The organism is Hyphomonas polymorpha PS728 (assembly GCF_000685315.1).
In the GTDB taxonomy this organism is placed as follows: Bacteria; Pseudomonadota; Alphaproteobacteria; order Caulobacterales; family Hyphomonadaceae; genus Hyphomonas; species Hyphomonas polymorpha.
The window spans coordinates 25,136-39,831 of sequence record NZ_ARYM01000029.1; the positions used below are offsets into that span (position 1 = coordinate 25,136).

A 14,696-nucleotide genomic window follows, 5' to 3' on the forward strand; every position below is an offset into this window, starting at 1 on the left:
AATGAGCCGGTTTTTCCTTTTCATTTTTGTCCTTCTGCTGATTTCCATCGGCGCGGTCCTGGCCTGGTGGGCGTTCAGCCTTCCGGGGGAAGTCACCTTCCCCGTGGGGCAGGAAATCGTGTCCGTGCGCGCGGGCGTGGCCGCCATCCTGCTTCTGGTCCTTGGCGGCCTGATCGCGCTGGCCTGGTGGCTGGCAACCGGCATTCTGGTGCTGCCCGGGCGCATCTCGAAGGCCCAGCGCCTCGCCCGTACGCGCAAGGCCAATGCCGCCCTTGCCGAAGGCCTGCTGGCCGCTGAAGGCGGCGATTCCAAAGCGGCTCTTCGCCTTGCCAAGAAAGCCATGCGCAATGCCGAGGATGAACGCCTGAAACTGCTGCTGGAAGCGCGCGCTGCCGAAGCCAATGATGACTGGGCCGGCGCCGAGCGCGCCTGGGGCCTGCTCACCCGCCTGCCCGGCGGCCAGCTGGCGGGTCTGCGCGGCTCGGCCACCGCCGCCTCCGAACGCGGTGACCAGCTCACCGCCGAAGCGCGCGCCCGCGAGGCGCTGGAGCTGCGCTCGGATGCGGACTGGCCATTCAATTCCCTGTTCGACATTCAGGTCGCCAAGGGCGATTGGGAGAAGGCGCTCGACACCCTCGCCATGGGCGAGAAACGCGGGCTCGTCGAAGGGCCCAATCTCAAGCGCCGCCGCGCCGTGCTGTTCACCGCGCGCGCCGTGAACCTGCCGGTCACCGAGAAGCCCGCCGCCCAGAAATCCCTCGCCGACGCCATCCGCTCGGCGCCGGACTTTCCGCCCGCCGCCTATCACGGCGCCCGGTTCCTGATGATCGACGGCAAGGCGAAAGCCGCCCAAGGCGTGCTCGAGCTTGGCTGGAAGGCGCGGCCCCACCCGGCCCTTGCCCAGCTGTCCCGCCGCCTCGTGCCCCAGGACAGCCGCGAGAACATCGCCGCCCGCCTCAAGGCGCTGGTCGATGCCCACCCCACCCACCGCGAAAGCCGCATTCTTGCAGCCGAGCTGTCGATGGACGCGGCAGACTGGGTGGAAGCGATCAAGGTGCTCGCCCTGCTGGTGGAGGAAAACCCCACCGCCCGCCTCTGCCTGCTGATGGAACGCGCCCTCAAGGGCTATGGCGATATGGGCGAAGCCCAGCGCTGGGGCCGGATGGCCGTTTCCGCCTCCCGCGAGGCCGACTGGTCGGACATCGACCCCAAGGGCAGCGCTTTCGACTATGACCGTCAGGGCTGGGCGCGGCTCGTCTATGCCTTCGGCGATGTCGGCGAGCTGATCCATCCGCGCTATGAAAGCTATGGCCGCGAGCTTGAGGCTGGCCGCGTGCTGGCACTCGCCCACCAGCCGGATGACACCCACGTCACCCCCCCGAAACCGCCGCAGGGCCCGCTGACCCAGCCGCTGGACTACGCCCCGGACGACGACTGATCTTAGAGGCAAAACCGGCTTGCATGCCGGGGGCCCTGCCAGTATATGCGGGGCCTGCCGAAACGGCATGCCGCTTTAGCTCAGCTGGTAGAGCACATCATTCGTAATGATGGGGTCAGGTGTTCAAGTCACCTAAGCGGCACCATTTTTCTTCATAAAAATCAACCACTTACAGGCGCCCGCAAGATCGGCGCGTGAGCCTGTTTCATTCGGGGGAAGCACCGGGGAAGCACGGCAGCAGATGCTGTCACAGGCTTTGGGCCAGGGCGAAAGCCGCCATCGGCAAGCGCCCTGACCGGCAGGCCAGCGCCGGGGCTTTTTATGCGACAGGGAAACAGAGAAACGCGGGGTTTCAGACCTACCGCCAACAGTCCAACTCTCATTGCTGCTTTTGGTGATTTTTGGTGCTTCAAGCTGTTTCAGAGCAGCAAACGAAATCAGGTACAGGCAGGAGCGCATTGCTGCTCCAAGCCCTGTTTCACTATAGGCAAATCACCAAAGCAATTGAGCGTCATTCTTCCGGCCTCAAAAGCGGGTCTTCAATTGGTGCTTCAGATGGCCCCCTCTCAACCGCATCACCAATCGGCCGCAGATATTCGCGCTTGCCGCCCCTGCCCTTCACTTCAAGCCGCACGCGCTCAATACGCCCCTGTGACTGCAATGCGGCTACCGCGTCCGCAATCTCGGCATTGGTCATTCCCAATGCGTCACGCTCAGACTGAAGCGAACGCTGCGTAGGGTACTGGCCGAACGCAACCTGTGTCTTGATGCGCTGAAGCACGGCGTCACAGTTGACATGCATTCGCTCTGACGGGTGCTGCTTGCCTGTCGGCACATGTTCAAAGCGATACCCGGCGCGCGTCAGCACAATGTCAGGCTGCGGCGGTGTGTATGACATTTTCGGGCGCGACAGCAGCAACGCCGTTTGGCCGTGTTCAAGGTCTTGCTTCGTCAGCGCCTTGTACTCTTTATCCGTCAGCGGGTGCAGCACATGCACCATGCGCGCGCCGTCTGCGAATGCCGAACCACCCCGGCCTGAATACTGGTCTGTTGTCTTTGACCGTGCATTGACCTTGCCGGTGTGATGAATGAACAGCACAAGGCAATTCAGGTTGCGCACGATGTAGCGGGCCGCATCAATCAAGCCCTGTTCCGCATCATTCACACGGCTTTCACCGACGCCGAACGACACAACCGGATCAACAAGCACAACGACCGGATTGAATGACGCCAGATCAGGGCCAAGCGCATCAATGACCGGGTAGTTGGGCACAACGCCGTCATTCACAATGCGTGTCAGCTTCACGCCAAGACCGCCAACATAGAAAGGGCGGATGCTGCGGCGAACGTGCATGACCTGTTCGGGTGTCAGACAGCGCGCCGAACAAATCTCACGAATGCGCGCAATGAACTGTTCGCGGCTATCTTCTGCGGTCAAGATTGCAACTGGACCGGGGCGCATGACGCGATGACCGTACACAGGCAATCCAAGCGTGATGCACACACATTGATCTAGGGTCAGTGTCGTCTTGGCGGCACCGCCGGGACCGGCAATCATGCCGACATTGGCATAGTACATGTCTTCAACGATGCAGTCCGGCGCCAGCCGGGCGGTGGTCCATTCGGCATCATCGGTCAGGTCAAAGAAAAAGCGGCCTGCGGAGTCCGCCTGCTGGAAAGAAGCGGCGCCGGGCTGTGTGGGCAAGGCAACGTCAAACTGCCGCTGTGCGGCTTCCTGAGCGGCCCGCTGATGGGCTAGCCGCCGTTGAAGGGCTTCCCATGCGCTCTTGATCGTGCGCGGCAGGTAGTCCGGCCTTTCGGCCTTTGCCCTGAGACCCAGGGCGGACATGAGGAACATCCGCCGGACCTGCTCGATGTTCGGCAGGTGGTTCGGGGAATAGAACATGAGCATGTCTATGAGCGCACCGTCTGCCTCTGACTGTGACGTGTAGTGGAGCTGCCAACGGCCTTCCCAAAGATCGTTGAACTTGGCACCGTTCTGCGCTGCTAGTGCGCGCTCATATATCGTGCGGTCATCATCCCATTGCGGTGCATCTGTGAGCGGTGGGCAGTCCGCGCTGCCGGGCGCATCTGCCCTCAGAGAGTGCCACAGCAGTTCAATGTCTTCTTGCCGGTCTTGAATGTCTGTCATTGTGGCGTCCACACGTTGCCGGTCATCGTCATGAAACGACCGCTTGAATACACTTCGATGAAATCACTTTTGCGGCCCTGTGGTACGCGGCCCCTGACGATCACATGCACACCGCCGCCGGGGCTTATTTCCGTGTACGATGCAAGGCGCTGCATCCATTCAAGCTGCCGTGCGAATACGTCCGGGCGGTCTATGCGGTTTCCGTCACTGTCTTTTGGTAAGTCGAAATCGACAAAGCAGTACGGGTCTTGTTCGCTCAGAACAAAGCCGATGCCGTGCCAGCCACTCTGTGCGCGTGCCGCATCAACACATGTGGCGTAGTCGCACCATGTGTTCGGATCGGCGCTGCTAACGTGTTTTCGCGTCAGCGGATTGTAGGGAACCTTCGTGAGCCGCCCGTTGCCCTTTGGCTTTTCAAACCGCCACACGCACCATGAGCGATAGGCTCGCAGTTCATGCGGGATATTGTCAAACTGGTCTTGCGATGATTTGGAAGCGGCGCTATGGTCTGTGGACGGATTGTAAGCCAAGTCACCTTTTGCGGGGCCGTCATCAGCGGCCCCGTTTTCTTTTGGGGTCAAGACGCGCAAGCCTCCACAGATGGCCGCTCAGCGAGTTTCGCCGCTATCCAGGCATCGACTTCGGCGCGCGGGAAAAGCAGCTTCCTGCCCTCTCTGGCGGGCCGCAGACTGCCCCGCGCAACAAGTCGGTGAAGGTGACGTTCCGAAAGCCGCGTGATCGCGGCAACTTCCCTGAAGGTGAGAAATTGAGGCTCTGGCATGGTCTGCCCCTTCGTGACTGGACCTGCCTAGCAATGACGGATGGGAAGCCTTCGACCTAGTGTCAGGAAAAAGACAGATCAGTGAGACACCACGAACGCCCAGACCGAATCGGCTTAAATCGTTGCGTGGAACAGTGGAGCAACCCGCATGAAACGCGACATGGAACTTATACGAAAGATTCTTCTGTTCGTGGAAGGCATCGACAACGTAAGCCGCTTCGAGCGACTAGAAGTCGCCGGCTATTCAAGTGACGCAATCTACCACCATGTGCGCATACTCTTAGATCAGGGCTACCTTAGGGAAAAAGGCGGCGTCAGCTTTACGTATGACGGAGTGGCCATCTCAGGCGGCGCAATGACCTATGAAGGCCACGACTTTTTAGACGCGGCACGCAGTGACACAATTTGGCGCAAGGCAATGGACAAGGTGACCGACACAACCGGCAGCGTGTCGATTGACGTACTTAAGGCCCTGCTCATCGACATTGGGAAACAGACGCTCGGCTTGTAAACTTGTTGTGACCTACGGCCTCAAAAACGCACTCCTGAATTGCACGCTTGAATAATTCGCCGCACAAGCGAACTGTTACGCAAAAAATGCTTATATTTGCTGACCTTAAAAATTTCACAGAAATTTTAATTCACCAAACGCTGCGAAAAATTGCGTAAAGTTGAATTGCATAAGCACAACTTTTCCGGTAATGACCGACTCGCAGACGCCGCCCGGAAACCGATTTTGCCCAACCTGTCAAGACTTTTTCCACGAAGATCGTGGAAAGTCCGTGTTGCGTTCGCTATATAGTAGCCTGTAACACCAAGAAAGGAGGGTGTGGCATGACTGATATTGATCGCGCAATCGCCGCGTTGTTCCCTCAGGGGAAAGAAGGTGTTGCGGACATCAAATTTTTTGCTGGCTCCCGGTCCGATGTGACCGCTGAGGAGCGAGCGAGAGAGGTTGTCCGAGCCGACGCCCAAATTCGCGAAGGGCTCACTCAGAAGTCGGAGACACTGGACTCTGCTCTGTTGACCTCAATTTAAAGTTACGGCACTACATGCGGCTCGTTGTACTAGAGTTCGCATACTTATGCCTTTTTCTGATCTTCTGGACCATGTTGACGCTGGCGCGGGCAATCGTGTCATCGTCGATGCGGACATCGTGCCGAAGCTCAAGGAGCTCACCGGTCAGGACAAGGTATACTTTGTTCCAGCTGACTTAGACACGGCAATTTCTTTTGGGCATGTTAAGCGATACCGCGAACATGATGTACCATACGGTCAGCCGCTGTGGGTAACCGAGGTACGCTTTTCTAACAAGCTCAACACATGTTGGCGGCGTTTCGTATGCTGCAAAGAGCTTATGCACGCGTTCGACGCTGAACACGAACGGGCTGACACTGCCGAAAAGTTTTTGCAGCTTCTGAATGAACTTGAGCTTCCACCGCCAACCCCCTCTGGCATGCTAGTCTCAGAGGCACGCGCTGTATGGAGCGCGATGGCCGTTCTGGCACCAGCGCGACTGATTGCCCCGCTGTCCGAGCGTTATAAGGCGGGAGACATTAGTGACTACGAAGTCGCTCTAGCGTTGAGAGTACCAGAGTTCTACGTGCCCCACATTATGGAAGACGCCTTTCCTCGAATAGTTCAGCGTCTTCGTAATGAGACCTAAATTGCGTAAGTAGCGAATTGGCTTGTCAGTTTAGAACCCCGTCAGCCTGAACGCCTGTGCCTGTTCGCGCAAGCGCAGTATCCCGTACCTGCAAGCGTCCGCGCCGTGGTCCGGCCCCTTCGTGTCCACGTCTTCCTGTCTGCGCTCATCGCGCGCAAGGTACGGGACCGTCTGCCAGAAATATTCACACGCGCGGCTGACATAGAGGCCAGGCACGTCCGGCTTGCCCGCGTCAGCGAGTAGCCGCCGCATGGTTGCCCACCCTGTGATGCGGTCAGCCTTGCGGGCGGGGTAGAAGCTGACACCGCAGCGGCGGAACTCATCTGCGATTGAGCCCGTCGCATGGCCGGTGTTCGCAAAGCAGGCGTCATCTGCCACGCCGCGCGGTGCGATATGCCAGCGCGTACACATGGTGCGAATTTCCTCTGCCAGTATGGGCACGGTCCATCCGAGCCCGGCGTTCAGCCTGCCCCGCTGATTGGTCGCCAGTTCGTCAAGAATGGCGATGCTGTCTTTCGGGTAATACCTGCCATCGGGTCCGGTCGCGCCGGGCGACTGTGCCATGACGTATGTGACAGACGGCGCTGACGAACCGAAGTCATGGGCAAGCCAAGCATCCCAACGCCAGCCGTGATAGTCGGGAATGGCCGTCCACAGGCGCGGGTCAATCGCATTGCGCTGTTCGTCAATGACCGATGAAAAGTACGCGCCCCGCGCAACCGCCCAATCACCGTTCAACCATGCGCGTAAAAGTTCCGGGTCATGCGGCGCCGATGATTCCAACTGTGCCCGGTACTGCGCTTGGTCAATGAAGATGTTTTCTGTGAACGTGCTTGGCGCATAGACCCAAGTGCGCTTGCTGCGTTCTTCGTGAAAGGCTGTCCACGGCCCGGCCTTGAACACATAGCGCTGTGCAAGCCAATGGTGCCCCACGCCCCCAGGATTGCCGGAAAAGACCACGCGCACAGGTACATTCTTAGGTCCACGCAGGTTAGAGCGCAGCAGGTCCAACAGATCAGGGTTTGCGTACTGCCCTACTTCGTCAGCCAACAGCAGTGTAAAGCTTCGCCCCTGATACTTGGCGTAGTCGCTGTGCGTCTCAAGCTGGCCTAGTTCCATCGTGGCGCCATTCGGGAAGCGCCAGACATGTTCAGACGCATTGTACCGCGCCGCTGTTCCGTACACGGTAGCGAACACTTCACGTGTCAGAAGTTCAAAGTCAGCAAGCCCGCGATAGGTCTGCCGCACATAGAGGATGCGTGCTTTCGCGCCGTACTGTTCAATGTGCCGCAACGCCAGAAGCACAAGGCAGAAGCTTTTGCCGCCGCCGCGACCGCCGCCAAGAAATAAATCAATCTCCTCCGGCACCATCAAGCAGCGGTGCTGGAAGGGCGAAAGGCTCAGGGATGGGCTGTCCATGTACATCAATCACAGGCAAGGCAGACATGGGCAGTGCCGCCGGTAGTTGGAAGGTAATGTTGACCCGGCTTGCAGCAGCATCGTGCTGTTCGCCTTCTTTGTATCCGTGCCGCGCTTTCAGAAGGAACATGGCCGCAATCGTGTCACCGGCCAGCGCTTTACGGTACAGAAGATCGGTCAGGGTGAAGCGTTCTTTCTCGCGTCCAAGGTCGAATTGTTCTTTCAGTTCGGGAAAGTCGGCAAACCAACGCCGCAGCGTATCGGCAGACGTACCGAACATGTTTGCAATGCCAAGCAGGCTGTGCCCCTCGCTTGCAAGCTCACGGATACGTAGCGCGGCGTCCGGCGGCGGCTCTTTCTTGGGGCGTCCAATCTGCGTCATTTCTGATACAGACCCGGCCACAGTTGACGCTCACGAAGGGCGTACAACTCTGGCCCCATCATGTTTCTCATTCCAACTTCACCTGCACTGTCGTTGTACATCCATCCCTTGTGCAGAATGACCGAATTTAGAATGTGACGCTGACGGGCTGCGAGACGGGCGGCTTCGGCAATGTCCCAAAACACGTATGGCGGTGTTCCAAAACGTGCTTGCAAAAGGTCAAGCGATTTGCGCTCTGACTGACCCGCCATATGTTCAAATTCGATTGCGTCCGCGTTGTCCAGCAGCGGATGCGCCCGTACAAACGCAGCAGTGTTCAAATGCATCTGCCAGTCCATCATGTGATGAACGGCAGCTTCTTCGTCACTCATCAGTATGCGTTTCATATCACCCTTGCCTTGCATTTTCATATTGAAACCGGGGCTGCACATAGCGCACGGGCTTGGGGTCAACGTGCGGATCGTAAATGCAGGTCGCTAGGTTCATCGGGTCACCGCGCGCATCCAGATCATTGCGCACCCGGCCTACCAGTTCATCCCAACTTTCGCCGGGCAAACGGTCGAACGTGTGACCGTTGATCGTCAGGGCGATGCAGAAGTCTTCACCGGCAACGATGCCCTGCACATAGAGATACGGCACGCCCGGCGGATCGCGCACAATTCCTACCGTGCCCAAATACTGCCATCGCTGCCGGGGAAGCTCAGCCGGGGTCACGTAGCGCCCCCATTCAACGCGGCCAGGAATGCAGCTTCGGCGGCGGTATGCTTCGCCTTACGGTCCCGAATGTCGGCATAGCGGCGCGGGTCAGACAGCGCCCCCTTCACACGCGAAGTCAGCCCCGCTGCCGCAATAACGGCTTCATGGACTTTCGCCTTGGCTTCCCGCTCATAGGCCAGCTTGGGGGCGTGCAGCGCCACATAGTCCCGCCGGAAGCGCTGTATGATCGCCGGATCAAGGCCGGTTGCGTATGTGTCCGCCCGTTCCAGCAAACCAAGATACATGCCGCCCTTCACAGGGTCTTTGAGCCACTGCGCCATGTCCTGAAGCTGTGCAGCGGCGTCTTTGGCGCAGAACTTCGTCAGGATGCGTTCGGCGTCAGGTGAACCCCGTTCAAATCCGCACGCCGCATTTTCCCGGCGCACAATGTCCGCTTCCCATTCAACCGCAATCGCACTTTGCTGATTGATTGCGGTGGTTGTGAATTTCTCTGCCTGCGTGACAGCTTCAGTCACTTTGAGAAAGTTTGCTTCCTGTGTCAGTTCAACGGCAGGGTATTCAACCATGCTTGCGATGCCGCGTATAATGTCCGGCACCCGACTGACGGTCTGGTACATGCGTGCCCCAAACGAACCCGGAAGATCGTTGTCAGCTTCGTCTGCCCTGCCCAAAAGCGTGTTTGCGGCGTCCGCATATGCGCCAACGAAATTTTCCATGTGTCACCTGTTATTGTTGGGATGTAAGTTCAGAAGTGCTGCGCACAGGCGGCGACATTCGCTCAGCAAGCCAAGCGTCAAGGTCTTCTGCCGTGTAGAGAGGAAAAGGTCCGGCTTTGCGGAACGGCGGGCCACCGCCAACACATGCCAGCTTGGCGAGTGTCTGTGCCGTATAGGCGCCGCACCGCTCTTGCAGATAGGCCGCAGCCTGTTCACGCCGCAGATATGTCTTGGTTTCCACAGCAAGCCCTCCGTATGCGGTAATCGCGCGGAATGGCTTTCAATACCCCGTCAGCAGGAAGCCCGAATAGTGTCAGGCTTGAAACAGCAAATCTCTATCACCGCTTCTTCTGCGGTTTCGTCGCATACCGAAAGTATGCACGGTAAACCGCCACGTAAACGGGGTTCCCTTCATACGAAACTTCATCTGGCGAACACTTCTCGATTGCAGCACGCATCGACGCACACTCACCCGAAGCAACCGCACGCTTAGCTTTTTCAATTATCTCAAGATTACGGGCCGAACGACTCGGCCCTCGCTGGCGTGACGCGGATAGCGCACGAATGGCCTCGGCGAAATCCGGCGGCACCGCGTAACAGACAACTTTCCCGTTGTTGTCGTACTGCGGCATCCACTCAGCAGGGAACATCGACTGCGGTTTATCACTCATTCCCCTGCCCTCCTGATTGCAACCACAGTTCCCGCATTACCGCCCATAGCAGCCGCAATTGTACCGGCAGTGCTTTCGGCAGCACGCTTGACCGGATCGTCTGCCAAATGCGCGTAACGCTGTGTTGTCGCTGCGGATGCGTGACCAAGCAGCTTGCCAATCATCGGCAGGCTCATACCTGAAGACACAGCCATACTTGCAAAGCTGTGCCGCAGATCATGCAAGCGCAAATTACCTAGACCGGCGTGACGGCGAATAGTTGTCCATGCACGCTTAAGGTCACGCGGTGTGTCTTGCTTGGCACCTTCAATGACGTACTCAAAATCTTTCGTGCGCCAATTCTCACACAGGTCAGACAAGACCTGCAATGCAGGTGCACTCAGGTACACTTTCTTTGCACCGGTCTTGCTGTCAGGCAGGTTCAGCACGCCGCGTTCAAAATCGACGTGTTCCCATTTCAGGCACAGAATTTCATTCCGGCGGCACCCTGTCAGCAATAGCAACCGTATGGCCGCAATCGCATGGGGCGAAACTTCTATGCGCCTGTCGGTCAAATCCTTGGGGCGGTGCTTGTCATTCACACCGTCATTCAAAACCGTAGGCAGTCCCTCTGTCTCTGCAATGCGCAGCGTGTCGCCAAGCCGTTGCAGTTCGTCTGCTGACAAATAGCGTTCGCCCTTTCCATCCGCACCGGCCTTCACACCCCGGCACGGATTGGAAACGATGTAGCCGCGATTGACCGCGAATGTGAAAATGCCGCTCAACACACGATAGGCACGCCGTGCGGCGCCTGCCCCGCCTTTCACACGCCGTGTGCCCTTGTCCGTTTCAAACTCGCCAGCGGTCTTGCCCTTCGCCACGTCACGCAGGAAGCGTTCAACATCGGTGCGCGTCACTTCGCCAATCTTCTTGCGTCCTAGCAGCGGTACGATGTGATTGGTGATGTTGCCCGTGTCCGCTTCAAGCGTCAGCGGCTTCTTGTGGCCGCATCCTTCAGACAGGTATTCGTCACACAGTGCGTTGACGGTCAGTTCTGCCTTCTTGCGTGCACGCTCTGCTGCAACGTCATTCCCCAGCGCAGCCTTTGACAGCACTTCCTTGGCGGCGTCACGGGCTTCCTCCACAGTCAGCTTGCCCACCTGACCGATCGTCACCTTGCGTGTGGGGTTACCGCGACCGCCAATGCGGTACTGCGCAATGAACGTCTTGGCACCGCTGCGCCGCACGCGGCACCCGAACCCGGCAAGCTTACCGCACCACTCTACGTATTCGCCTGTACGCGGTTCCAGACCGTCTACAATCGTCTTGGTAAGTCGTCTCTGCACCATCACTCTGACCTTTGCGGGGTAGCACCGGGGAAGCACCGGGGAAGCACCGGGGAAGCACGCTGACGGTTATTCAAGGTAGATGCCAGTAAGTGCCGGTAAGAGCTATACCCCACTAATGCGCTGTTTTGAATGGTTAAAATGCGGTTCGGGTAATTTCGGGCAATAGGAATAAAACCCTGTCTTTAGCATTCGTAATGATGGGGTCAGGTGTTCAAGTCACCTAAGCGGCACCATTTCCCCTTTTCGCCGGTATGACGCGCCCTAGCTTGCGGGGCATGAACGCAGTTGTCTTCGGCAGTTCGGGCGGGATCGGCCGCGCCCTTGCAGAAAATCTGGTCCAGAGCGGCGCCTGGTCGCGGGTCTTTGCCGTTTCCCGCAGCGGCGCCGCGATAGACGGGGCAACGCCCCTCAAGGCAGATTTCCTGGAGGAAGCCGCCCTGGAAGCCGCCGCGCAGGCCATTGGCGCAGAAGGACCGGTCACGCTCTGCATCGTGGCGAGCGGTATCCTGTCAGATGGCGCGGGCCTGCACCCGGAAAAATCCTACCGCCACCAATCAGCCGCTGCCTTCGAACGCGTGTTTGCCGCCAACACGGTTGCGCCGGCCCTCATCGCCAAACACATGTTGCGCCTGATGCCCAAGACCGAGCGCAGCGTGTTTGCCGCCCTTTCCGCGCGCGTTGGCTCGATCTCCGACAATCGGCTCGGCGGCTGGCACGCTTACCGGGCATCCAAGGCCGCGCTCAACATGCTGATACGCAATTACGCTATCGAGCAGGCACGCCGCGCGCCGGGCAATATCTGCGTGAGCCTTCATCCGGGCACGGTCGATACCGGCCTCTCCCAGCCCTTCCAGTCCGGCGTGGCGGGCGGCAGGCTTTTTACCCCGGCCCAGTCTGCCAGCTATCTTCTCGGCGTCATCGGAAGGCTCACTCCGGAAGACAGCGGCAATTGCTTTGACTGGAGCGGGAAGGAAATCCCGCCTTAAAGCCGGAACTGGCCCTCAATCACGGTAACCGCCCGCCCTGTCAGCTTCACCCGGTCGCCCTCCAGCCGCACATCGATCCGCGCGCCCCGGCCGGGATAAGCCTGCTGGCAGGTTGCCTCGGGCAGGCCAAAATGCGTGGCCAGAATGCGCGACAGCATCGTGTGCCAGCTGCCCGTGGCGGGGTCTTCATCAATGCCGGAGCCTGGCGCAAAGAACCGGCTGGTCGCGTCCACGCCCTCCCCGCCCAGCGCAAAACAGCCGAAATTGCCCCGATCCCAGCCCTCGCCTTCTGCGCCCAAAGTTTTCAGCGCCTTCACATCCGGTGTCAGGCTCTTCACTGTTTCCGGGCTGTCAAAGCGGGCGGCATAGAACATCCCGCCCCAGGCTTCCAGCGGGCGGGCGCCCAGCGCAGCCACAATATCATCCGTTACCGGAACAGGCCGGATCGGCGCGGAAGGAAAATCCATCTCCAGCCGCCCATCTGCCAGCCGCCGCACACTGAGACGGCCGGACTGTACCGTGTCGAAATGGATAACATCGCCGGCATAGCCGCCCGCCTCGAACAAGACATGCGCCGAGGCAAGCGTGGCATGCCCGCAGAGCGGCACCTCCACCGCCGGCGTAAACCAGCGCAGTGCCCAGACACCCTCTGCCTGCGGAACAAGATAGGCCGTCTCCGCCACATTGTTCTCCGCCGCAATCTTGAGCAGCTCGTCATCCGCCAGAAAGGCTTCCATCGGCATCACGCACGCCTGGTTGCCCTCAAACGCGCGGGTGGCAAAAGCATCGACCTGATAGAAGGGATAAACCGGCATGAAGGGGCACTCCTGAAGAAGCGCCCTGTCTCGCACGGCCCCGGCAGCGGGTAAAATGAAGTTTTCTGCGGGGTCGTTAAGCCCAGCTATTCATCCGCCTTCAGCGTCCAGCCATGGTTCACCGGGGGGTGGCCCTTGCCGAAGCCCTGCGCATGCTGGATCGCGCCCATCAGATATTCCCGCGCCCGCTCGATCGCGTCTGGTAGGCTGACGCCCTGCGCCAGCAGCGCCGCAATCGCCGAGGCGAGCGTGCAACCTGTTCCGTGCGTCGCTTTGGTGTCGATGCGCGGGCCTTCGAAAATCCATTCGCCCGTCGTCGTCTGCAACACGTCATGGATGACGTTACCCGGCAGATGTCCGCCCTTCACCAGTGCGCCATGCGCACCAAGTTCCAGGAGGCGCTCGGCCGCGCGGCGCTGACCGTCCAGGGTTTCAACTGCCTTGCCGGTGAGAACCTCCGCCTCCGGCGCATTCGGCGTCACCAGCCGCGCGCGCGGGACAAGCTCGGAACGGATCGCGCCAACCCCTTTCTCATCCACCAGCCTGTGGCCGGAGGTGGAGATCATCACCGGATCGATCACGCGGGCCAGACCAAGCGCATGTCCCGCCAGCGTCTCGGCCACCGCTTCGACAAGCGGGGCAGTTCCCAGCATTCCGGTCTTGATGGTATCGGCGCCGATATCGGACAGCACCGCCTTCATCTGATCGGTCACCGCGCCCACCGGCACAGGCCACACGCCCTGTACGCCCAGCGTGTTCTGGGCGGTGATGGCGGTTACCGCCGTCATCGCAAATCCGCCCATCATCGTGACGGCCTTGATATCGGCCTGTATCCCTGCCCCGCCCCCGGAATCGGAGCCGGCAATGATCAGGACGCGGCCGCGCGGGCCTTCCGCTTCAGCCATGACGACCTCAGACCTTGATGCCGGCCTTCTTCGCGTCCGCCAGGAAGGTCTCGAGCCCTTTGTCCGTCAGCGGATGGCTGACAAGGCTGCGGATCACGGCCGGCGGCGCCGTCATCACATCCGCCCCGGCCAGCGCCGAAAGCTTCACATGGTTGGGCGAACGGATCGAGGCGGCGAGGATTTCAGTCTCGAACATGTAGTTGTCATAGATCTGACGGATCTCCTGGATCAGGTCCATGCCGTCGATGTGGATGTCATCCAGGCGCCCGATGAAGGGCGAGATGAACGCGGCGCCGGCCTTGGCCGCCAGCAGCGCCTGATTGGCCGAGAAGCACAGCGTCACATTCACCGGGATACCGTCATCGGCGAGCGTGCGGCAGGCTTTCAGCCCGTCCCAGGTCAGGGGCAGTTTGACCGCCACATTCTCTGCGATCTTGGCCAGTTTGCGGCCTTCGCTGATCATGCCGTCGGCGTCGATGGCGACCACTTCGGCGCTGACCGGGCCATCGGTAAGGCCGCAGATTTCGGCGATCACCTCGGCAAAGGGGCGGCCCGATTTTGCGATCAGCGACGGATTGGTGGTAACCCCGTCAATCAGGCCGGTTGCCGCCAGATCCGCGATGTCTTTGGTGTCGGCAGTGTCTACGAAGAATTTCATGAGCGTGTTTCCTGAGGCGCTGGAAGAGGGATTATACGACAGGCCGTCCGATGGAGGTATAG

At 59.6% G+C, this 14,696-nt stretch carries 18 protein-coding genes and 1 tRNA gene; 6 read left to right on the forward strand and 13 right to left on the reverse strand.

Translation table 11 applies throughout. From position 1 onward, the window contains the following. The first annotated feature begins 1 nt into the window (after position 1). On the forward strand, positions 2 to 1,438 hold the full coding sequence (locus HPO_RS17425) for a heme biosynthesis protein HemY (protein ID WP_035601711.1): 1,437 nt from the start codon (positions 2 to 4) through the stop codon (positions 1,436 to 1,438). Positions 1,439 to 1,507: 69 nt separating this feature from the next. Further along, positions 1,508 to 1,583, forward strand: a tRNA-Thr gene (locus HPO_RS17430). 366 nt (positions 1,584 to 1,949) lie between these two features. Here HPO_RS17430 and HPO_RS20010 read toward each other — a convergent pair. The 3 genes from HPO_RS20010 to HPO_RS21280 are packed head-to-tail and all read right to left on the reverse strand — an operon-like array spanning position 1,950 to position 4,371. Further along, positions 1,950 to 3,590, reverse strand: a complete 1,641-nt coding sequence (locus HPO_RS20010) for an AAA family ATPase (RefSeq protein WP_051612777.1) — start codon at positions 3,588 to 3,590, stop codon at positions 1,950 to 1,952. Continuing rightward, the gene (locus HPO_RS20615) at positions 3,587 to 4,171 is read right to left on the reverse strand and encodes a hypothetical protein (protein WP_157532907.1); all 585 of its coding nucleotides are present in this window, start codon (positions 4,169 to 4,171) and stop codon (positions 3,587 to 3,589) included. The genes HPO_RS20010 and HPO_RS20615 overlap by 4 nt, the downstream gene beginning before the upstream one ends. Further along, positions 4,168 to 4,371 (reverse strand): helix-turn-helix domain-containing protein, encoded by a 204-nt coding sequence (locus HPO_RS21280; protein ID WP_084324421.1) that lies wholly within the window; start codon positions 4,369 to 4,371, stop codon positions 4,168 to 4,170. The genes HPO_RS20615 and HPO_RS21280 overlap by 4 nt, the downstream gene beginning before the upstream one ends. 148 nt (positions 4,372 to 4,519) lie before the next feature. Between HPO_RS21280 and HPO_RS17440 the strand changes: the two genes are divergently transcribed. From HPO_RS17440 to HPO_RS17450, 3 genes are all read left to right on the forward strand, one after another. Continuing rightward, positions 4,520 to 4,882 carry a DUF2513 domain-containing protein gene (locus tag HPO_RS17440; RefSeq protein ID WP_035601714.1) on the forward strand — a complete coding sequence of 121 codons (363 nt, stop codon included), beginning with the start codon at positions 4,520 to 4,522 and terminating at the stop codon, positions 4,880 to 4,882. Positions 4,883 to 5,205: 323 nt separating this feature from the next. Beyond that, positions 5,206 to 5,409, forward strand: coding sequence for a hypothetical protein (locus HPO_RS17445; RefSeq protein ID WP_035601716.1), 204 nt, complete (start codon positions 5,206 to 5,208; stop codon positions 5,407 to 5,409). A 46-nt stretch (positions 5,410 to 5,455) separates the two neighbouring features. Further along, on the forward strand, positions 5,456 to 6,037 hold the full coding sequence (locus HPO_RS17450) for a hypothetical protein (protein ID WP_035601718.1): 582 nt from the start codon (positions 5,456 to 5,458) through the stop codon (positions 6,035 to 6,037). 30 nt (positions 6,038 to 6,067) lie between these two features. On the opposite strand, the gene HPO_RS20015 is transcribed toward HPO_RS17450, so the two are convergent. The 7 genes from HPO_RS20015 to HPO_RS17500 all read right to left on the reverse strand — a co-directional run bounded on the left by HPO_RS20015 (position 6,068) and on the right by HPO_RS17500 (position 11,270). Next, positions 6,068 to 7,456, reverse strand: a complete 1,389-nt coding sequence (locus HPO_RS20015) for a terminase large subunit domain-containing protein (protein ID WP_162174066.1) — start codon at positions 7,454 to 7,456, stop codon at positions 6,068 to 6,070. Next, on the reverse strand, positions 7,389 to 7,838 hold the full coding sequence (locus tag HPO_RS20620; RefSeq protein ID WP_035601732.1) for a helix-turn-helix domain-containing protein: 450 nt from the start codon (positions 7,836 to 7,838) through the stop codon (positions 7,389 to 7,391). Before HPO_RS20620 ends, HPO_RS20015 begins: the two co-directional genes overlap by 68 nt. Beyond that, positions 7,835 to 8,224 (reverse strand): hypothetical protein, encoded by a 390-nt coding sequence (locus tag HPO_RS17475; RefSeq protein WP_035601735.1) that lies wholly within the window; start codon positions 8,222 to 8,224, stop codon positions 7,835 to 7,837. Before HPO_RS17475 ends, HPO_RS20620 begins: the two co-directional genes overlap by 4 nt. A gap of 1 nt (position 8,225) precedes the next feature. After that, positions 8,226 to 8,552 carry a hypothetical protein gene (locus HPO_RS17480; protein ID WP_157532908.1) on the reverse strand — a complete coding sequence of 109 codons (327 nt, stop codon included), beginning with the start codon at positions 8,550 to 8,552 and terminating at the stop codon, positions 8,226 to 8,228. Then, complete coding sequence (locus tag HPO_RS17485) at positions 8,549 to 9,271, reverse strand: hypothetical protein (RefSeq protein WP_035601741.1); 723 nt, start codon at positions 9,269 to 9,271, stop codon at positions 8,549 to 8,551. Before HPO_RS17485 ends, HPO_RS17480 begins: the two co-directional genes overlap by 4 nt. Positions 9,272 to 9,609: 338 nt before the next feature. Continuing rightward, on the reverse strand, positions 9,610 to 9,942 hold the full coding sequence (locus HPO_RS17495; protein WP_035601747.1) for a hypothetical protein: 333 nt from the start codon (positions 9,940 to 9,942) through the stop codon (positions 9,610 to 9,612). Beyond that, the gene (locus HPO_RS17500) at positions 9,939 to 11,270 is read right to left on the reverse strand and encodes a site-specific integrase (RefSeq protein ID WP_035601749.1); all 1,332 of its coding nucleotides are present in this window, start codon (positions 11,268 to 11,270) and stop codon (positions 9,939 to 9,941) included. The genes HPO_RS17495 and HPO_RS17500 overlap by 4 nt, the downstream gene beginning before the upstream one ends. Positions 11,271 to 11,545: 275 nt before the next feature. Between HPO_RS17500 and HPO_RS17505 the strand changes: the two genes are divergently transcribed. Next, positions 11,546 to 12,256 (forward strand): SDR family NAD(P)-dependent oxidoreductase, encoded by a 711-nt coding sequence (locus tag HPO_RS17505; protein ID WP_035601752.1) that lies wholly within the window; start codon positions 11,546 to 11,548, stop codon positions 12,254 to 12,256. Here HPO_RS17505 and HPO_RS17510 read toward each other — a convergent pair. The 3 genes from HPO_RS17510 to fsa all read right to left on the reverse strand — a co-directional run bounded on the left by HPO_RS17510 (position 12,253) and on the right by fsa (position 14,634). After that, positions 12,253 to 13,071, reverse strand: coding sequence for a PhzF family phenazine biosynthesis protein (locus tag HPO_RS17510; protein WP_035601754.1), 819 nt, complete (start codon positions 13,069 to 13,071; stop codon positions 12,253 to 12,255). The two genes, HPO_RS17505 and HPO_RS17510, sit on opposite strands and share 4 nt — an antisense overlap. 86 nt (positions 13,072 to 13,157) lie before the next feature. Continuing rightward, the gene (gene thiD / locus HPO_RS17515) at positions 13,158 to 13,976 is read right to left on the reverse strand and encodes a bifunctional hydroxymethylpyrimidine kinase/phosphomethylpyrimidine kinase (RefSeq protein WP_035601757.1); all 819 of its coding nucleotides are present in this window, start codon (positions 13,974 to 13,976) and stop codon (positions 13,158 to 13,160) included. 7 nt (positions 13,977 to 13,983) lie between these two features. After that, positions 13,984 to 14,634, reverse strand: coding sequence for a fructose-6-phosphate aldolase (gene fsa, locus HPO_RS17520; RefSeq protein WP_035601760.1), 651 nt, complete (start codon positions 14,632 to 14,634; stop codon positions 13,984 to 13,986). Positions 14,635 to 14,696: the final 62 nt, after the last annotated feature.